Source organism: Kribbella sp. NPDC050124 (assembly GCF_044460355.1).
Lineage (GTDB): Bacteria > Actinomycetota > Actinomycetes > Propionibacteriales > Kribbellaceae > Kribbella.
In genome coordinates this window covers 143,448-159,885 of record NZ_JBITJU010000018.1, presented here as the reverse complement: position 1 = coordinate 159,885, position 16,438 = coordinate 143,448, and the positions used below count along the sequence as shown (strand labels likewise).

General features: G+C 68.6%; 21 protein-coding genes. 8 read left to right on the top strand and 13 right to left on the bottom strand.

The annotated features are described in order from the left end of the window. Window positions 1–34: 34 nt before the first annotated feature. Window positions 35–643, bottom strand: coding sequence for a class I SAM-dependent DNA methyltransferase (locus ACIBL3_RS32795; protein WP_396357664.1), 609 nt, complete (start codon window positions 641–643; stop codon window positions 35–37). A 132-nt stretch (window positions 644–775) separates the two neighbouring features. Between ACIBL3_RS32795 and ACIBL3_RS32790 the strand changes: the two genes are divergently transcribed. The 5 genes from ACIBL3_RS32790 (at window position 776) to ACIBL3_RS32770 (ending at window position 3,767) form a co-directional block, all read left to right on the top strand. After that, window positions 776–1,357, top strand: a complete 582-nt coding sequence (locus ACIBL3_RS32790; protein ID WP_396357662.1) for a dihydrofolate reductase family protein — start codon at window positions 776–778, stop codon at window positions 1,355–1,357. A gap of 65 nt (window positions 1,358–1,422) precedes the next feature. Further along, window positions 1,423–1,839 (top strand): DUF6458 family protein, encoded by a 417-nt coding sequence (locus ACIBL3_RS32785; RefSeq protein ID WP_396357661.1) that lies wholly within the window; start codon window positions 1,423–1,425, stop codon window positions 1,837–1,839. 64 nt (window positions 1,840–1,903) lie between these two features. Beyond that, on the top strand, window positions 1,904–2,545 hold the full coding sequence (locus tag ACIBL3_RS32780) for a DNA/RNA non-specific endonuclease (protein ID WP_396357660.1): 642 nt from the start codon (window positions 1,904–1,906) through the stop codon (window positions 2,543–2,545). Continuing rightward, window positions 2,545–2,964: a hypothetical protein gene (locus tag ACIBL3_RS32775; RefSeq protein ID WP_396357659.1), complete on the top strand. Its 420-nt coding sequence runs from the start codon at window positions 2,545–2,547 to the stop codon at window positions 2,962–2,964. Before ACIBL3_RS32780 ends, ACIBL3_RS32775 begins: the two co-directional genes overlap by 1 nt. Continuing rightward, window positions 2,961–3,767 (top strand): aldo/keto reductase, encoded by an 807-nt coding sequence (locus ACIBL3_RS32770; RefSeq protein WP_396357658.1) that lies wholly within the window; start codon window positions 2,961–2,963, stop codon window positions 3,765–3,767. The genes ACIBL3_RS32775 and ACIBL3_RS32770 overlap by 4 nt, the downstream gene beginning before the upstream one ends. Before the next feature lie 45 nt (window positions 3,768–3,812). On the opposite strand, the gene ACIBL3_RS32765 is transcribed toward ACIBL3_RS32770, so the two are convergent. The 4 genes from ACIBL3_RS32765 to ACIBL3_RS32750 all read right to left on the bottom strand — a co-directional run bounded on the left by ACIBL3_RS32765 (window position 3,813) and on the right by ACIBL3_RS32750 (window position 8,070). After that, window positions 3,813–4,418, bottom strand: coding sequence for an MFS transporter (locus ACIBL3_RS32765; RefSeq protein WP_396357657.1), 606 nt, complete (start codon window positions 4,416–4,418; stop codon window positions 3,813–3,815). Window positions 4,419–4,452: 34 nt separating this feature from the next. Beyond that, the gene (locus ACIBL3_RS32760; RefSeq protein WP_396357655.1) at window positions 4,453–5,145 is read right to left on the bottom strand and encodes a DUF4386 domain-containing protein; all 693 of its coding nucleotides are present in this window, start codon (window positions 5,143–5,145) and stop codon (window positions 4,453–4,455) included. Further along, window positions 5,142–5,381 carry a hypothetical protein gene (locus ACIBL3_RS32755; protein WP_396357654.1) on the bottom strand — a complete coding sequence of 80 codons (240 nt, stop codon included), beginning with the start codon at window positions 5,379–5,381 and terminating at the stop codon, window positions 5,142–5,144. The genes ACIBL3_RS32760 and ACIBL3_RS32755 overlap by 4 nt, the downstream gene beginning before the upstream one ends. A 64-nt stretch (window positions 5,382–5,445) precedes the next feature. Continuing rightward, a complete protein-coding gene (locus ACIBL3_RS32750) occupies window positions 5,446–8,070 on the bottom strand; it encodes a LuxR C-terminal-related transcriptional regulator (protein ID WP_396357653.1) in 2,625 nt (874 codons plus the stop codon). 124 nt (window positions 8,071–8,194) lie between these two features. Between ACIBL3_RS32750 and ACIBL3_RS32745 the strand changes: the two genes are divergently transcribed. Next, window positions 8,195–8,587 (top strand): universal stress protein, encoded by a 393-nt coding sequence (locus ACIBL3_RS32745; RefSeq protein WP_396357652.1) that lies wholly within the window; start codon window positions 8,195–8,197, stop codon window positions 8,585–8,587. A 124-nt stretch (window positions 8,588–8,711) separates the two neighbouring features. On the opposite strand, the gene ppk2 is transcribed toward ACIBL3_RS32745, so the two are convergent. The 4 genes from ppk2 to ACIBL3_RS32725 all read right to left on the bottom strand — a co-directional run bounded on the left by ppk2 (window position 8,712) and on the right by ACIBL3_RS32725 (window position 11,828). After that, window positions 8,712–9,512 carry a polyphosphate kinase 2 gene (gene ppk2 / locus ACIBL3_RS32740; protein ID WP_396357650.1) on the bottom strand — a complete coding sequence of 267 codons (801 nt, stop codon included), beginning with the start codon at window positions 9,510–9,512 and terminating at the stop codon, window positions 8,712–8,714. Window positions 9,513–9,559: 47 nt separating this feature from the next. Further along, on the bottom strand, window positions 9,560–10,288 hold the full coding sequence (locus ACIBL3_RS32735) for a hypothetical protein (protein WP_396357649.1): 729 nt from the start codon (window positions 10,286–10,288) through the stop codon (window positions 9,560–9,562). Between the two features lie 14 nt (window positions 10,289–10,302). After that, window positions 10,303–11,268, bottom strand: a complete 966-nt coding sequence (locus ACIBL3_RS32730; protein ID WP_396357648.1) for an Acg family FMN-binding oxidoreductase — start codon at window positions 11,266–11,268, stop codon at window positions 10,303–10,305. A 140-nt stretch (window positions 11,269–11,408) separates the two neighbouring features. Then, window positions 11,409–11,828: a DUF1801 domain-containing protein gene (locus ACIBL3_RS32725; RefSeq protein ID WP_396357647.1), complete on the bottom strand. Its 420-nt coding sequence runs from the start codon at window positions 11,826–11,828 to the stop codon at window positions 11,409–11,411. Between the two features lie 87 nt (window positions 11,829–11,915). On the opposite strand from ACIBL3_RS32725, the gene ACIBL3_RS32720 reads away from it, so the two are divergent. Next, complete coding sequence (locus ACIBL3_RS32720; protein ID WP_396357646.1) at window positions 11,916–12,419, top strand: hypothetical protein; 504 nt, start codon at window positions 11,916–11,918, stop codon at window positions 12,417–12,419. 13 nt (window positions 12,420–12,432) lie between these two features. Here the strand turns inward: ACIBL3_RS32720 and ACIBL3_RS32715 are convergent, their stop codons facing one another. Together ACIBL3_RS32715 and ACIBL3_RS32710 are read right to left on the bottom strand one after the other, a co-directional pair. Further along, window positions 12,433–13,896 carry an SDR family oxidoreductase gene (locus ACIBL3_RS32715; RefSeq protein WP_396357645.1) on the bottom strand — a complete coding sequence of 488 codons (1,464 nt, stop codon included), beginning with the start codon at window positions 13,894–13,896 and terminating at the stop codon, window positions 12,433–12,435. Continuing rightward, the gene (locus ACIBL3_RS32710) at window positions 13,893–14,042 is read right to left on the bottom strand and encodes a hypothetical protein (protein WP_396357644.1); all 150 of its coding nucleotides are present in this window, start codon (window positions 14,040–14,042) and stop codon (window positions 13,893–13,895) included. Before ACIBL3_RS32710 ends, ACIBL3_RS32715 begins: the two co-directional genes overlap by 4 nt. 228 nt (window positions 14,043–14,270) lie before the next feature. On the opposite strand from ACIBL3_RS32710, the gene ACIBL3_RS32705 reads away from it, so the two are divergent. Continuing rightward, a complete protein-coding gene (locus tag ACIBL3_RS32705; protein WP_396357643.1) occupies window positions 14,271–15,152 on the top strand; it encodes a hypothetical protein in 882 nt (293 codons plus the stop codon). Here ACIBL3_RS32705 and ACIBL3_RS32700 read toward each other — a convergent pair. Continuing rightward, window positions 15,149–15,970, bottom strand: a complete 822-nt coding sequence (locus ACIBL3_RS32700; protein WP_396357642.1) for a methyltransferase domain-containing protein — start codon at window positions 15,968–15,970, stop codon at window positions 15,149–15,151. The two genes, ACIBL3_RS32705 and ACIBL3_RS32700, sit on opposite strands and share 4 nt — an antisense overlap. Window positions 15,971–16,060: 90 nt before the next feature. Continuing rightward, entirely contained in the window at window positions 16,061–16,423 is a 363-nt protein-coding gene (locus ACIBL3_RS32695) for a BlaI/MecI/CopY family transcriptional regulator (RefSeq protein ID WP_396357641.1), read from the bottom strand. Between the last annotated feature and the right edge of the window lie 15 nt (window positions 16,424–16,438).

The window sequence follows — 16,438 nt, the reverse complement described above, 5'->3', positions numbered from 1 at the left end:
CATCGACTCCTCTAGTCAGGAGACAGGGTAGGGCTTAGGGGCCTACACCCACGCGTCGCGCGACGACTGTCGCCTCCAGTCGCTTCGCGCCCTGGCGGCTTTCCGTTGCTTCGACCTCAAAACCCGCTTCCCCGAGCCGCTTGGACATCTCCTCGAACGACCAGTAGTACGCAGTCGTCACGGCATGGTCGAACGGCTCGAGAGCCGGGCCCTCGAACATCCCGAGGACCAGACCACCACCGTCGCACAGACAGCGAGCGAACTCGGCGAGAATGCGCGGCACGTCGTCCGGATGGGTGTGGATGATCGAGTACCACGACAGGATCCCCGCCAGCGAGCGATCTGGTACGCCGAGGTCGTCCAGCTCACCCACGCGGTACGAGACGCCGGGAAACCGCGCTCGGGCGATGTCCACGAACCCCGGGACAAGGTCCACCCCCTCGACGTCACAGCCCTGGCGCTGCAGGAAGTCGGTCCACTGACCTGGCCCGCACCCCGCGTCGATGATGCGGCCGGTGAGCTCGCCGGCCCACTGAGACACCAGTTTGCGGTCCCGTTCGTCCATGGCCTCCGTCGAGGCGAACAGGTCGGCGTACTCCTCTGCCCGTCGGCCGTACGCGTCCCGCACATCATCCACTGACACAGGCAAACCCCTAGCGATGTCGATCGTCGGCACGCCATGCTCTCACCCCGGTGTCGGATTGCGGTCGAGGTGTTCGTAGAGGGATGAGAGGCTGCCCAGCCAGGGCGCCGTACCGGACTCGAGGAGAGCACCATGACCGCGATCTACACCTTCGACATCTTCGCCACCCTTGACGGCTTCGGCTCGTACGACGGCGGCGACTGGGGCGGCTACTGGGGCAAAGCAGGCAAGGAGTTCCTCGACCGTCTCCTGGAGATGTACGGCGAGGAGCAGCGGATGGTACTCGGGGCCAACACCTACCGGCAGTTCGTGCAGGCGCTCGGGCCGAGCGTCGAGGAGTCCACGGTGGACGACCCGGTCAACCGGCGGATGATGACCATGCCGACAACCGTGGTGTCGAGCACGCTCGAAGGGCCTCTCGAGTGGGCCAACGCGACCCTCGCGAGCGGCGACGCGGTCGACATCGTCACCCGGCTCAAGCAGGAGTCCGACGTGCCGTTGCGCTCCCATGGCAGCCTGACGCTGAACCGCGCACTGATGGCCGCCGGCCTGGTCGACCGCGTCCAGCTAACCATCTTCCCGGTCATCAGCGGCCAAACCGGAGTCGATCCAATCTTCCAGCACGCCGCCGACTTCGACCTCGAACTACTCGAAAGCCGAGTCCTCGACACCCACACCCAGGAACTCATCTACCACCCGACACTGCACGCTTGAGCCGACACGCTGAGCGTGTGGAGGTGGGTACTGGGGTGTCACAGCGGACGGACTCTGGAGGCGTGATGAGTATCGGGGCCGGGATCTTCTTGATGACGGCGGGCGCGATTCTCGCGTTCGGGATTCGTGATGACAGCGGGACGGTGGATCTCAACGTCGTCGGAGTGGTCATCATGCTCGGCGGGGCGGTCGGCATCTGGCTGTCGTACGCCATCACGAACCGCCGCCGCCGAGTCGAGACCGACGCCATCGACCCGGTCGTCGAAGAGGAGTACCGCACCGTCCAGAACAGCCTGGCCGAGCCGGATGCCGACCGGTCCACCAGCCCGGCCACCGTGCGGCACATCGACCTGGATCCCGCCGCGAGCGATCTCCACACACCCACCGCTGACCGCGCCGCACCTGAGCATGTGCCCGCCGCATCACCTGACCTCGATCAGCCGCGCCGAGCGTCCTGGCGCAAACAGCTCCGCGGCCGCTAAGAGTCGTTGGGGAAAGTTTGGGAAGAGGCTGACAGGGGGTGGGGTGGGGCCTAGGGTTGCGGGCGTGGCCGATGGGGAACGTGCTGAGTTGCCTGCTGATGTGGGGGATGTGCGGGCGGTTGGGTATGGGCCGGGGGATGTTGTGCAGGTGCCGGAGCGGTATGCCGGGCTGGCGGTGCACAAGGAGCGGTCGGGGCGGACGGAGCGGTGGAACGACCGGCTGATGGCGCCGGAGCCGTCGGCGGTGTACGTGGTCGACGATCGGTACCTGTACGCCACCGACAAGGCCGGCCGCGTCACGCATGCGGAGGGGTGGCTGGGATGGCTGCCCTCGAAGGAGAACGACGAGCGGCGGAATCTGAGCGCTCAGCGTGCGGCGGGGGAGCCGGATCGGCAGCGGAGTGACGACGGTGGGCATCTGTTCGGTACGGCGTTCGACGGCCCAGGCGAGGCGGTCAACCTCACGGCGCAGTCGCGCAACCAGAACCAAGCGGTGCAGGGGAGCGACAACTGGCGGCGGATGGAGGAGAGCTGGCAGGCGCTGCGGGCGGCCGGGATCCAGGTGCATGCCAGCATCGACGTGCGCTACCCGGACGGGACCACGCGCCGGCCGTCGTCCCGGGCGGTGGTCGACCGCCATGACGGCCGCCGATCGCCGCGGCGTATCTTCAAGGAGACCAAGCCCCAGTCGAACCGGGATCGTTGATGTCCGAGATGCCGAACGAGATGGCCACGATCGAGGCGATCGCGCGTGCGCTGACGTCCGAGTTGCCCGCCGGCTGGCACGAGGTCCGGGCGACCTATCGCGCGACGGCGCCGTACGCCGAGCTCGACGCGGATGTGGTCGACGCCTCGGGGACCGCGGCGCAGGTCGACCCGCTGGCCGAAGGGCTGGAGAGTTACTTCGAGACGCTGCGGCTGCAGATGTACCAGCCGGGCAAGGGCACGTGGCTGACGGCAAGTATCGCGATCACCTCCGACGGGCACTTTGCCACGGACTTCGACTACGAGAACGAACCCGCGTGGTCGATGCCGGTCGACGCCGAGATCTACGCGTCGGACCTGGCCGAGTTCCCGCGAGAGGACCAGTACATCCCCGACTGGCTCCGCGAGAAGACTCGGTGACGAACCTCGCCGGACGCGTCGCCCTGGGCGTCGCGGGCCTGTCATTCGCGCCCCGCGACCGATCAGGTGACCTGGCAACGATCCGGGCCGGTATCGCCGCGGGCGCGACCATCCTCGACACCGCGCGCGCGTACGCCCACGTCGACCAGCCCTTGTACGGCGAGCAGCTGGCCGCCGAAGCCGCACATGGTACGAGCGTCATCGTCGGCACGAAGGGCGGTCACTCGAGAACGAGCGAGACCACCTGGGACGCCGACATCAGCGCACCCCGCATCCGCGCGGACGTGGACACCAGCCTGCGCGTCTTCGGGGCCGAGCGCCTCGACCTGTACTACCTGCACCGCGTGGACCTTGCCGAACAGCCCGTGGAGGAAGGCGTCTCCACCCTCGCGGCTTTACGTGACGAGGGAAAGGTGGCGCGGATCGGCTTGTCCAACGTCAGCGTCGCGGAGCTCGAGCGGGCCACGGCCATCGCGCGCGTGGACGCCGTACAGAACAAGCACAGCGCCATGGGTCGCGAGTCGGCCGACGTACTCGCCTGGTGCGAAGTCAACCAGGTCCCGTTCTTCGCGTACTCACCGTTGCGATCCTCTACCGCACCCAACCTCGCCGCGGCGGGGAAGGAACGCGGCATCTCGGTCCAGCGCCTACAACTCCGGGCGCTCCTAGCCTCGTCGCCAGTCCTCTCGGTCATCTCAGGCGCAACCCGCCTGGAAACCGTCCTCGACTCGCTGGCCGCAGCAACCGAGCCCTGGGACGACACCCTCCAGACTGCGTACGCCGCCGATCTCGCTCTCGCCTAGGCGTCAGCGGACGCGTTTCACCGGGAGGATACGCCTGGTAGGTGGTCAGGAAGGCGTAGGCCAGCAGCAGCATGAACCGGCTTTCAGCGTGAGCACGAACAGCACGACGAAGAACCCACCGATCGCGCAGGGCACCAGGAACATCGCGAGCCGGTTGCCGGTGAACAGTTGGACCAGGTAGGTGGCGGCCACCGATGCCACCGGGAGACCGATCCCGAGGACACCGGCGACCACCCCGCGTTGAGCGACTGGGACCTGGTCCGGGAGCACCGCGACCTGCGCGGCGAGCAGAGCGTTCAGAGACAGCTGAGCGACGCACCATCCGATCAGGACGACCAGGACGCTCGGCGCCAGCGCGACGATCAGGATGCCGACACACCCACCTGCCAGTCCGGCGATCATCCAGGGCCGCCGCATGCCGTACGGCGACGACGTACGGTCGCTCAGCTTCCCGAAGAACGGGTTGCCGATCATCGCCACGACGGAGCCGACTCCGGCGACGAGGGCGAGGCTGTTCGGAGCCTGCTCGATCCCGACGAGCGAATTGACCTTCAGCGCCAGGGAGACGAGCAGGGGAGCCAGGAAGACCAGCGAGGTGCCCATCGACGCCAGCGCGTACAAGGTGATGAAGCGCCGGCCGACCCGGTCCATCTGGCTCTCCTTACGGTGGGCGACCCGGGTTGCCTCACGATAGCTGGCGCCTGAAGCCCTTGAACGTCATCCAGATGCCGAGCGAGAGCTCCCAGCACGCGACCGGCAGGGTGGCCAGCATGGTCACGCCAGAGGTCTGCTCGTTGTGGCCGAACAGGGTCGCGACGTTCGCGGCGATGAGCAGCGGGGCACCGATGAGCCCGAGCGTGGGGATGATCCGCGGGACCAGCCGCGACTGGTACATCAAGGTGCCGAGCAGTACGGCGTTGAAGCTGGCCATGAATCCAGGACCGAACAGGAACGTCCAGTCGCGGACCGCGACCAGCGCCTGAGTGCTGCCGGTCACGCCGGTGACCTCCTGGTTGAGTGTGACCACCGCGAGGAGGCTGACCACGCCGGTCATGATGATCGAGGCCTCGACGAGCCTCGACGTGACCAGGCCGAGAGCGAGCGACTGGTTCTGGCGCTTGAGGACCGGGTACAGCGCCACGGCGCTGCCGACGGCGGCGAGGGCGTTGACGAAGTCCAGCAGACCGGCCGTCAGGAGCTGGTTGTCGTGCCCGGCGGCGACGGTCAGGTCCGGGTTCACAGCCGCTTGGATCAGAGCGTAGGCGGGCAGGGAGGCTGCGAAGGTGATCAGGTAGAAGATGCCGGCGGCGCGGGCGTTGTTGCGCGTGGGATCGCCGGAACTGCGGGTGGTTGTGGTGGGTCGAGCTGTGGTGGTCATGGCTTGTCTCCAGTGTTCGGTTCGATCTGGGCGATCGAGATGAGTGGCAGACCGAGGTCGCGGAGTCGTTGCAGCACGCCGTACAAGGCGGCCTGGTCCGCGACGGGACCTCGGAGTGTGGTGGAGCCGTCGGCTCCGGCGGTGAGCGTGAGTCCGTCGAACCAGTCCGACCAGCGCGAGTCGAGGCGTCCGTGAAGGCGGATCTCGTACCAGGTGCTGCCGGATGCGGTGCTCATGCAACGCAAGCTAGGAGCCGATGTGGTGAGACGGCCTCACATCATCTGGTGAACTCGGTGATGATCACCGGGCACGGCTTCGGGACAGCAGGTTCAGCTGATGTGCCCGGCGGACCGCGGCGCGGCGGTTGTTGACGCCGAGCTTGGCGTAGATGTTCTTGGTGTGGGTTCGCACTGTGTTGAGTGACACGACCAACTGGCGAGCGATGGACGGGCCGTCCAACTCACTGGCCAGCAGTCGCAGCACGTCCAGTTCGCGCTCGGTCAGCGGATCGATGAGGTCAGCTTGAGCAGGTTTGGCCGCCGGTGCGCCGGGCGTGGCCAGGAGCTCGCGCAGATACGCCCAGCCAGGTCGGCGTCGGTCGAGGGACTCGAGCAGCGGCTGGACTTCGCGGGAGAAGACTCGGGCGTAGCCCTCGGGTTCGGCCAGCGTCAGTGCGCGCTCCAGCATCGCGTCGTCGCCTGTCGCGAGCGCCAGGAGCACCAGCACCTCGATGACGGTGCCCTGCCGGCCTCCCGCCTCCGCTGCCCGGAGAAGTCGCTCCAGCAAGCCGATGGCATCGTGCGAGCCATCAGCGAGAAGGACCCGGCCAAGAGTCACGTGCTCGTACTCGCGGAGGTAAAACAGTTCGTCCTGCGCGCTCACGCCGTACCGTCGCGCCCACTCCACTGCAGATCCCACGTCCCCGTGCGCTGCCTGCAGTCGCGCGCGCAGGGCCGGGATCGGTCGCACGTTCGGTGCGAAGTCGCCCACGTACACGCGTTCCGCCTCGGCGAGCAGCCCGAGTGCCGCGTCGAGATCGCCCTCGGCCTCCCGGAGCAGCGCCATCGCCACCCGCCACCGGTAGGGGTTCTGAGGCAGCCCGAACTGCTCCCCGAGTTCGTCGCTGCGCCGCAGGTACTCCGTGGCCGCCGCCAGATCGTTGCGCTCCAACGCGATCTGGCTCAGACCGACGTACATGTCCCGAGTGCCCCGCAATCCCTGGCCTGCTGAGAGTTCGAGGGCGCGCTCGTAGGTGCGCTGTGCTTGGCGCAGGCGGCCCTGCGTCAGCTCGAGGTCGGCGAGGGTGATGGAACACCCGAGTACGTCGGACACGTAGCCGAGCCGGTGCAATCCGTCGGTGGCCTCGGTGTAGCTGCGGTGCGCGGCATCGAGGTCGCCAGTCGTCCATGCGGCGAGCCCAGCCAAGGCCTCGGCCGAGGCCCGGGTCAGGTCGTCGTCTTCGCGAGCCTGGGCGACCGCGAGCCGGGAGTGCTCCAGAGTGCCGGCGGGGTCGCCCTCGATGAGGGCCAGGCCGGCCCGGTACAGCTCGATGCCACCAGGCAGCCTGGCCAGCTCACGCTCATCCACGACCACGATCTGGTCAGGATCCTGGTCGAGTAGCTGCTCGACGTTGCCCAACCGGCGCTCGACGTCGTCGAACTCGTTGCTGGCCATCAGCGCGCCGACGAACTCCATCGCGAGGACCGGCCGGCGATCGACCACGTCGTCGGGAAGCTCGTCGATCCACCGGCGCAAGGTGTGCTCCTGACGATTCCTGCGCAGCTCCGGAACGGCCCGCTCGACCAGGTCAGCAGCCCGTCCGATGTCGTGGGCCGCAAGTGCGTGCTGTACGGCGGGAACCGGCTCGCCGGCCTCGTCGTACCAGGTGCTGGCGCGTCGATGCAGATCCGCTTCGTCAGTGCGCTCGTCGCGTAGATGCGAGCGGAGGACGTCGCCGAAGAGGTGGTGATAGCGGTACCAGCGCCGTTGGTCGTCGAGCGGGACCAGGAAGAGGTTCGCGCGGTCGAGCCGCTCCAGCATCGCCTTGCCGTCGTGGCCGCCGGTCACGGCGTCGCACAGCGGTCCGGTGAGCCGGTCGAGGATCGATGTCTCGAGCAAGAACCGCCGGACCGGGTCGGGCTGGCGGTCCAGGACCTCTTCCACGAGGTAGTCGACGACGAATCGGTCGTCGCCGGCGAACCCGGCGATGAAGCCGCCCGGATCGCTACGACCGCGCAGCGACAACGCTGCGAGCTGCAGGGCCGCGACCCAGCCCTCGGTGCGTTCCTCCAGCGACGTGAGGTCCGCACTCGTCAGCTGCAGGCCGGTCAGCTTGTTGAGGTAGGTCTCTGTTTCGGCGAGGGTGAACCGGAGGTCGGCGGCGCGGAGCTCGACGAGCTCGCCGCGGGCGCGAAGGCGGGCCACCGGCAGGCCGGGGTCGGCTCGGGTGCTGATGATCAGCCGCACCTGCGGGGGCAGATGGTCGAGGAAGAAGGCCATCCCGGGCTGTACGCCGGGGCCGTCGACGAGGTGGTAATCGTCGAGGACCAAAGTGACCTCGCCTGGCAGCACGCTCAGCTCATTGAGGAGCACGGTCAGCACGGTCTCGATCGGTGTCCGCCCTGCCTGCAGCAGGGGAAGGGCACCGGCTCCGACGCCCGGGACGGCCCGGTCCAGCGCGGTGGCGACGTACGTCCAGAAGGTCGCGGCCTCACGGTCCCCGGCGTCGAGGGCGACCCACGCGACCGCGCCTCCGGCGTGCTCCAGCCACTGCACCAGCAGGGTGGTCTTTCCGAACCCGGCCGGCGCCGAGACCAGGACCAGGCGGCTGCCCTGCGAGAGGCGATCGTCGAAGCGCGGTCGCGCGACAATTCCGGCCCGTGGTGCGGGGACGAAGAGCTTGGTCTCGACGAGAGCGTCCGTCATGGCAGCCCCTGGGAATTGACGCTATGGGGACGAGCGTAGGTCACGCTTTGCCGCGGCACGGTGATTCGCTCTTTTCGAGCGGGCGGAGGCGCGGTGAAATAGGAGGAGGTGCGGAGGGGGCGGCATGATTGTTGTAGGGGTTGACGGATCGTCGGGTGGGCGGCGGGCGTTGCGGTTTGCGGTGGGGGAGGCTCAGCGGCGGGGTGCGCCGATGCGGGTGGTGCATGTCGTGCTGTCCGAGGCCGAGGTGGAGCAGGCCAGGAAGAACATTCGCGCCGAGGTTGACAGTGCGGGTGGCATGCCACTGCCGCCGACGGAGGTCGAGATCAGCGTCGGCGATCCGGTGCAGGTGCTGATCGAGGCGTCCGCACGCGCTGAACTGCTGGTCGTCGGCAGCCACGCCACGACGTCACTCATCCACTCGGCGCTGGGCAGCGTCAGTACGGCGTGTGCCCAGCTCGCACGCTGTCCGGTGGTGGTCGTCCCCGTGGGCGCCGAACCACGCGGCCGAAGCTGACCCTCGTCCTGACGAGGGGCGGCATCGACAGGCTCCGCCGAGGGCGCAACCGGTGGGGCCGAGGGCCCGTTCCCCCCAGGGCCCGGCTCCCACCCGGCGGTCCCCGCCGCCGGGTGGGACGCTCTCACGCGAGCGCCGACGCGTGGTCCGGAACCTGGGTCTGCATCTCCCGGGGTGTGCGTTCGTAGCCGCCGGACGGTGGCCGGGGTGGGAGCGCCAGCGGCGGGCGCTGAACCTCGTGATACGGGATGGTCGACAGCAGGTGCGCGATCATGTTGATCCGGGCGGCGCGTTTGTCCTCGCTCTCGACGACGTACCAGGGCGCCTCCGGGATGTCGGTGTGCACGAACATCTCGTCCTTGGCGCGCGAGTACTCCTCCCAGCGGGTGATCGACTCCAGGTCCATCGGCGACAGCTTCCAGCGCCGCATCGGGTCCTCGAGCCGGCTGCGGAAGCGGTTCTCCTGCTCGGTGTCGCTGACCGAGAACCAGTACTTGAGCAGCAGTACGCCGTCCTCGATGAGGAGGCGCTCGAAGATCGGGCACTGGTGCAGGAAGCGGGCGTACTCCTGGTTGGTGCAGAAGCCCATCACCCGCTCGACCCCGGCCCGGTTGTACCAGCTGCGGTCGAACAGGGCGATCTCACCGGCCGCCGGCAGGTGTTCGACGTACCGCTGGAAGTACCACTGGGTCCGCTCCCGTTCGGTCGGCGCGGGGAGCGCGACGATCCGGGCCATCCGGGGATTCAGGTATTGCGTCACCCGTTTGATCGTGCTGCCCTTGCCGGCCGCGTCCCGGCCCTCGAAGACGATCACGACCCGTTGGCCCTCGACCCGGACCCACTCCTGCACCTTGACCAGTTCCGCCTGCAACCGCAGTAGCTCGCGCTCGTAGACCTTCTTCGGCAACCGCGCGTTCTTCGCCATCTGACTGCCTCCCCTGATCTCGCCCTTGAAGAGACAGTACGAGATGTTCAGCAGCCGGCGCGGATGACCAGCTGCGGCCAGCCGGTCCGGCAGACGAGGTCGCGCAGCCGGGCGCGGTCGGTGCGGGCGGGCTCGAGGTACGACGCGGTGAGACCGTACGACGCTGCCGTCAGCAGCACACGCTGGAGCGCGAGGCCGGACCGGGTCCAGGCTCGTTCGTCCTCCTCACGGGTGGTGAGGATCGAGATCGCCGGCGCCGGCTCGAACGCGACGCGGTCCGGGACCAGGTCGAGCAGTAAGTCTCGCTGGTGCTGGTTGATCCAGTACAGGTCGGCGCACTCCGCCCGGGCCGCCTTGCCGAGCCGGTCGAGGACGAGGGGCGACATCGGTTGGTCGATCACGGGGCCGCGATACGTGTCCCTGCGGGTCAGGTCGCCGTACAGCGAGCTCAGTACGTGCACCGGCGCGCGGCGGTCGGCGAGGAAGATCCGGGCGACCACCTCGGGCACCGCGGGATCGGGATCGAGCGCGATCGTGGTCTCGTGCCCCAGCATCGCCGCCGCGACGCGAACGTTGAAGGCCGCGGCTCCCGCGCCGACCCGGGCCAGCCGACCGGCCGGGTCGTTCTCCGCCGGCGACGAGTCGAGCAGGATGTCGACCACCGATCCGTCGATCTCGAGCCGGCACGGCCGGGTGCCGTTGATCGATCGCGCCCGCATCGCCGCGGTGAGCAGGATGCCGACTTCGTCATGCGTCGGTGCACTGATCGTCGTCATGTCAGCCTGCCCGATCACGAGGCGCCGCCGTAGGCGAACTCGGCGAGCGGGCGGCGTGGTGTGGTGACGCTTGGCCGGGCGTGCCCGAAGCGGATGATCATGTCGGCGTGGCCCGGTCGTCCGGTCGCGCGCTGGACGGCCCGGCGGAGGTCGTCGTACTCGAGGGGCTGGTTGAGGAACGAGGCGGCGACGCCCTCGCGGGTCGCGGTGAGCAGGACCCGCTCGAGCGCGAGGCCGGCCGTCACGTGGTCGGCGGGTTCGTCCTGCTCGGTGGACAGTACGGCGATCGCCGGGCGCGCCTCGAAGACGGCCTGTGCCCGGATTCGGTCGGCCGGCCGGGTCCCGAGGTCGCGGAACGCGGTCCGGTAGGCGCCGGCTCGCGGCCCGAGTGCTGCCGACGGGATGCCGTCGAAGGTGCGGTCGCCGCCGATCCAGCGGGTGCGTTCGGCGGTGCGCCTCCAGTCGCCGAGTTCGCGCAGATCGGTGTCCAGGAACATGTCGACGAGCGAGTCCACCTGCTCGTCGGTCAGCCACGTGAGGGTGGCGCCTTCGTCGAGGGCGGCGCGGACCAGCCGGATCCGCGTGTCCTGCGACATCCCGGCGCCGTACAGCGGCTCACGGCTGGTGTGCCGGCGCCGGATCGCCGGATACAGGTCCCGAAGCTTCCGATCCGGAACGCCCGCTTCGAGGACGACCCGGGCGAGGAGATCATCTGGATCCAGGGCGAGCCCCAGCCAGGACCAATAGCCCAGGCGGGCCGCCGCGCAGCGCAGGTTGAAGGTGGCCGCCCCGGCGGCGATCCGCATCGCCCGCCGGCTCGGATCCGCAGCCGGCAGCGCGCGCGAGCCGTCCAGATGCACGTCGATCGTGCTCCCGTCGACCGCGAACCGCCACGGCTGCGTGTTGTGCATACTCGGCGCCGCAACAGCGGCTGTGAGCAGCACATCCAGCTGCTCGACTGACAACTGATCACCGGACATCGGCCACCCACCTCGGAATCAAGCGGCCCCACCGGTCCGCCATTTCAGCGTGCGGTGCGCGAGGTCCCCCAGGGCAGCGGCAATGGTCCCGGATGCCCGGGCCCTTCGGCAGGTTCGGCCTGACTGCGGCCCGAAGTGGGTCAGTCGCCGGATTCGCGGGCGCGTTGGGTGTAGGTCCCGGCGGTCAGGGATTGGTAGGAGCTGCGGACGATCGTTTCGAGGATGTCGAGGTCGATGTCGGTGAGGTCCTTGATGTAGACGCAGCCGACGCCGGTGGTGTGCGGCCCCAGCTTGCCGAGCAGGTCGGCGTGAGCGGCCACGCCGTCGTTCAGGTACACCGTGGTCGCGGCCGCGCGGGCTGCGAAGCCGGCGGCGGGCGCGTCGCCCTCACGGCCGCTGGCGTACTTGTAGTGGTATTGACCGTAGCCGATCACCGTGGCCCACATCCGCGGCTCCTCGCCGGTGACGCGGTGCATCAGCCCGAGCATCGTCTCGGCATCCCTGCGCCGCTTGGCGGAGCGCACTTTCGCCAGGTGGTCCGCGACGTCCGAAGTGGTCATGACGGCATCTTCGCACTCACCCGCAGCGGATGAGCACACCGAACGGTCCGCAGGCAACACTCGGGTACGTCGACCGAGGAGACTGCGATGAACCAAGGCTTGCTGAACTCGCTGACGGATGCAGAGCGCTTGCTGGTGGCCGAGACGGACAGGGACACCTTGAAGGGCCTGGACGAGGACGAGCTGCTGGAGCTGCACCAGCGGATTCGCCGCGCTCGGACGAAGTACGTGAAGAACTACCGGCGCGCCGCGAGCGCCGCCGTGGCGCCGGCTGGTGGCCGGGGGATGTCCTACGCCCGGAACCAGCGGGACCGCGACAAGGCCGAGTTGTTCGAGGCGGCCCTGGCGAGAGTCAGCCGCGAAGTTGCGATCGCTGCCAGCCGGGCGTCCAAGCAGTTGCGTAGTGAGCGCATCGAAGCGGCACGCTCGGTCAAGCCGGTTGTCGACGCGCCAGTCATTCCTGCTGTGGACTCGCCGAAGCCGACGGAATCGACCAAGCGGCGCGCGACCAAGACCACCGGCGGACTGAAGAAGGACGCTTCGACCCGCGCGACCGGCGCCCGTCGCCAAGCCAAACGCGACGCCCGCTGAGTGGGGTGGGGCGTCAGAGCGCGGCTGCGTGGGCGATGTTGCGTTGCATGCCGCCGAAGACGATGCCGTGGAACGGTTTGATCGCCCACCAGTAGAGGTGGCCGGGCAGACCGTGCGGATGGAACAGCGCGCGCTGGCGGAAGACCGTGTTGCCGTCACTGTCCTTGTCGATGACGAGTTCGAGCCAGGCAAGCCCAGGCAGCCGCATCTCGGCGCGGAGACGGAGCAGTCTCTGGTCCTCGATCTCCTCGACCCGCCACCAGTCGAGTGGATCGCCCACGGACAGGTCGTGCGGGTTGCGCCGACCGCGCCGAAGACCGGGTCCACCGAAGAGCCGGTCCAGCAGCCCGCGCGCCCACCAGCCGAGCCGCCACGAGTACCAGCCGGTGCCGCCGCCGATGCCCTCGATGACTGTCCACAGCCGTTCGGGACTCGCAGGTACGGCGCTTTCACGCTCGTCGACGTACAAGGAACCACCGGACCAGTCCGGGTCACTCGGCAGCGGGTCGCTCGGGGCACCGGGTGTCGACGCCGACGCCCAGGTCGTCGTCACGTCCAGGTCCTGCACCCGCTTGAGTGCAAGCTCGACGGCCCGGTCGAAGCCGATCAGGCCCGGCGCTGGGTCGGGGACGTACTGCGCGATGTCATGCTCCTTGCAGACAACCTCGTGGACCAGGCTGTCGACCAGCGGTCTGGCGATCCCGCTCGGCACTGGGGTGACCAGGCCGACCCAGTGGCTGGACAGCGACGGGGTGAGGAGCGGCAGCAGCAGGATGCGCCGTTGGTTGAGGTGAGCAACCTTCGCGTAGCGCTGCATCATGTCGCGGTACGTGAGGACGTCAGGCCCTCCGATGTCGAAGCCTCGACTGACCTCGTCCGGCATTGATGCACTGCCGACCAGGTAGTGCAGTACGTCGCGGACTGCGATCGGCTGGATCCGGGTGCTGAGCCAGCGCGGGGTGACCATCACCGGGAGGCGGTCGGTGAGATGCCGCAGCATCTCGAACGACGCCGAGCCCGAGCCGATGATCACAGCCGCGCGCAGCACGGTGACCGGTACGCCGGAGGCCAGCAGGATCTCACCGACCTCGCGGCGGGAGTCCAAGTGCGGCGAGAGCTCTTCGCCCTCGGGATACAGGCCGCCGAGGTAGACGACCCGCCGTACCCCGGCTTCCCGCGCGGCCGTCGCGAAGGTGAGTGCGTTGTGCCGATCACGTGCCTCGAACCGCCGCCCGGTCCCGAGGGAGTGGATCAGGTAGTAGGCAACATCGACACCCTCCATCGCCGCCCGCAGTTGCCCAGGATCCCCGGCGTCCGCCTCGGCGACCTCGACATCGCCGTACCAAGGCCGATCACGCAGCCGCCCCGGATTACGTGCCATCGCCCGTACCCGGAACCCGCCCTCGAGCAACTCCGGCACCAGCCGCCCACCGATATACCCCGTCACACCGGTCACGAGAGCAAGACGCTGAGTCATAGCTTCACCAGCGCATTCCGCAGGCCGGCCTCGGCCTCGTCGCCGAGTTTGGCGAACCGGCCGCGAAAGAGCGGTTCGATGAGTCGCGCGACGCCTTTGCGCTCCAGCGGGGTGTCCACGACGACGGTGCGCTCGATGATGATCACGCTCGAACGGTATCCGCAGCGTCCGGATTCACACCCGGGTTCGGGGCGCGGGGGAAGCCAGGCTGCTGCAACAGCGGGTCGTCGTGTACGTCGAAAGGCTGGGGTCCTGTTCTCTGTACCTCGGACCTGCTTCCCCCGCTTACGTCCAGTGGAGCGCGGGTTCCGGCCGGACAGCAGGGCCGAAGGTCACCTTTTGGTGGTCCGTACGTCCCCGGCTACTCTGCGGGAGTGGGGTTGACGGCCGGCGCATGGGCTGAGCAGCAGGTTGTGGCGGTTCGCGACGATCCGGCGGGGCGCCTCGCGCTGATGCAGCGGTGCTACTACGGGCCCTACGGGCATGCCCCTCGGCATCTGCCGTACCGGCGGGCCGCGGCGTCGGCGATGCGGTGGCAGCTGAAACGGGGTGTGCTGCAGCCACCGTTCAACCACCGGCCAGGGAGTCCCTGGTGGCGGGCGGTCAACGAGCGCGTCCTCCGCGACGGTTGCGAGGCGGTAGCGCTCAGCGGAGACCTCCCGGGTCCGGCATCATCGCGCACCGCCGAGTACTGGTTGGCCTTCGCATTGGAGCCCACCGCCCGGGCGTGGTGGCGCGCACACAACGGCAGCATCGTCGCCGGGTACGTCGAGCATCGCGGGCTGGCCGAGTCGGAGACGGCGCCCGAGCGCTTCTTCATGAATGTCGTCCTGTGCCGCGTGCTCTACGCCCACGCCCTGGTTGCCGCACCACGCCTGTCCCTCGGCTGGTTACGTCCGCTCGCACCCATCCTCGGCGACCCGCGCCTCGGGATGACCGGCATCTTCTTCCAACTGTCTCGCGTACTCCCCGACGAGTACCCACTACGCGACACCGTCGAGTTCTACCTCGGCGCCGAACAAGGCTTGGGCCGCCTGCTGGACTACGGCGTGATCGTCCCGCGCCTCCAACATCTCTACGAATGGTCGGCCGGCGAGCTCGAAGCCCCGGACCTGCTCGCCTGCATCCACGAGGGAGCATTGACCTACGCCTGGTCGATCGACGACCGGGACGTGTGGCAGGCACCGCCGTCCCTTGCGCTCCAGGCCGCGCGCCGGCTCCTCCCACCCCAGCAGGACGCCTCCAGTTGGGGCTAGGCGGGCTTGGACAGCAGGTAGTAGGCGTAGCGGTGGTCGAGCTCGTTGTGCGGCTCGAGGTTGAGGCCGACGGGGGAGAAGCCGCAATAGGTGGCGAGCTTCCAGAAGTCGGAGATGCGGTACGTCGTCATGTCGGCGAGCCGGGAGTGGTAGTCGCGGCGCAGCGGGCGGGTGCTGAAGCGACCCTCGTCGTACTTGGTTTGAATGAGGGCCACCCCACCCGGCCGGAGTAGCTCGAAGGCGATCCGCAGCAGGCGTTCGCCGTACTCCGGAGTGGGGATCAGCTCGAAGACGTAGAAGCTGAGGAAGATGTCGCAAGGACCGTTGACGGTCCGCAGCGCTCGCTCGGGTCCGTCCACGTGGATGAGGATCGGCTGGTACGGCGTGTCGCAGACCCGGGCGACCTGACGCCCGCACTCGTCGAGGCTCGCGGTCGACACGTCCACGCCGACGAACTCGTCCGCCCGCGGTGCGAAATGGACGGCGTTCATGCCGCCGCCACAGCCCCACTCGATCACGCGTCCCCAGTGCGGAGGCGTGTCCAGCATCGCGGAGTAGCGGTCGAACAGGTCGAGATGCCGGCGCCCGATCTGCGACCACAGGTCACCGTCCCCGTCGGAGAAGACGTCGGCGTCGCGCCAGTGCGAGTTGCCCTTCCAGGTGCTGTCGCCGTCGTCCTCCCAGTACAGCTGGGCGTCGGAGGCCAGGTGCCGGTCCGAATGGGTCAGGCCGACCGTGCTCAGCGTCCGCTGGATCAGCGGTTTCCCCCTCGCGCCGAGCCTGCGTACCCGTGCCTGAACCCCATGATGCAGCGCCATCCCCGGACCCCCCTTGGATCACAGCTCAATCTACTATCCGGGATAGTAGCAACTATCGCGGATAGTAGTAGGGGGAATCGGCGACCGGCCTCAGTCCGGACGGTCGGCCTGGTTCAGCAACTGCTGCAGTTTCGTGGCCTCTTCCGGCGGGATCTGCTGGACGAAGCGCAGTAGGGCGGCCGTCGGGTCGCCGCTCTGGGCGAGCGCGTCGTTCATGAGCTCCGCGGCGTAGTCGGCGCGGCTGCGCGTCGGCCAGTACTCATGCGCGCGGCCGCGGAGCTCGCGGGCCAGGACACCCTTCCGATGCAGGTTGTCCATGACCGTCAGGATGGTCGTGTAGGCCACCTTGCGACTCTCTTGGATCTCCTCGAGCACGCTGCGCACTGTTGCCGGCGTGGACCGGTTCCACAGGCACTCCATGACGACCGACTCCAGGTCACCGAATGTGCGCATACTGCATTGTCACAC

Coding starts and splice junctions, on each gene's coding strand:
- ACIBL3_RS32790 (WP_396357662.1), top strand. CDS start 776: ATGACCGCGATCTACACCTTCGACATCTTCGCCACCCTTGACGGCTTC.
- ACIBL3_RS32785 (WP_396357661.1), top strand. CDS start 1,423: ATGAGTATCGGGGCCGGGATCTTCTTGATGACGGCGGGCGCGATTCTC.
- ACIBL3_RS32775 (WP_396357659.1), top strand. CDS start 2,545: ATGTCCGAGATGCCGAACGAGATGGCCACGATCGAGGCGATCGCGCGT.
- ACIBL3_RS32765 (WP_396357657.1), bottom strand. CDS start 4,418: ATGGACCGGGTCGGCCGGCGCTTCATCACCTTGTACGCGCTGGCGTCG.
- ACIBL3_RS32760 (WP_396357655.1), bottom strand. CDS start 5,145: ATGACCACCACAGCTCGACCCACCACAACCACCCGCAGTTCCGGCGAT.
- ACIBL3_RS32755 (WP_396357654.1), bottom strand. CDS start 5,381: ATGAGCACCGCATCCGGCAGCACCTGGTACGAGATCCGCCTTCACGGA.
- ACIBL3_RS32750 (WP_396357653.1), bottom strand. CDS start 8,070: ATGACGGACGCTCTCGTCGAGACCAAGCTCTTCGTCCCCGCACCACGG.
- ACIBL3_RS32745 (WP_396357652.1), top strand. CDS start 8,195: ATGATTGTTGTAGGGGTTGACGGATCGTCGGGTGGGCGGCGGGCGTTG.
- ppk2 (WP_396357650.1), bottom strand. CDS start 9,512: ATGGCGAAGAACGCGCGGTTGCCGAAGAAGGTCTACGAGCGCGAGCTA.
- ACIBL3_RS32735 (WP_396357649.1), bottom strand. CDS start 10,288: ATGACGACGATCAGTGCACCGACGCATGACGAAGTCGGCATCCTGCTC.
- ACIBL3_RS32730 (WP_396357648.1), bottom strand. CDS start 11,268: ATGTCCGGTGATCAGTTGTCAGTCGAGCAGCTGGATGTGCTGCTCACA.
- ACIBL3_RS32725 (WP_396357647.1), bottom strand. CDS start 11,828: ATGACCACTTCGGACGTCGCGGACCACCTGGCGAAAGTGCGCTCCGCC.
- ACIBL3_RS32720 (WP_396357646.1), top strand. CDS start 11,916: ATGAACCAAGGCTTGCTGAACTCGCTGACGGATGCAGAGCGCTTGCTG.
- ACIBL3_RS32715 (WP_396357645.1), bottom strand. CDS start 13,896: ATGACTCAGCGTCTTGCTCTCGTGACCGGTGTGACGGGGTATATCGGT.
- ACIBL3_RS32700 (WP_396357642.1), bottom strand. CDS start 15,970: ATGGCGCTGCATCATGGGGTTCAGGCACGGGTACGCAGGCTCGGCGCG.
- ACIBL3_RS32695 (WP_396357641.1), bottom strand. CDS start 16,423: ATGCGCACATTCGGTGACCTGGAGTCGGTCGTCATGGAGTGCCTGTGG.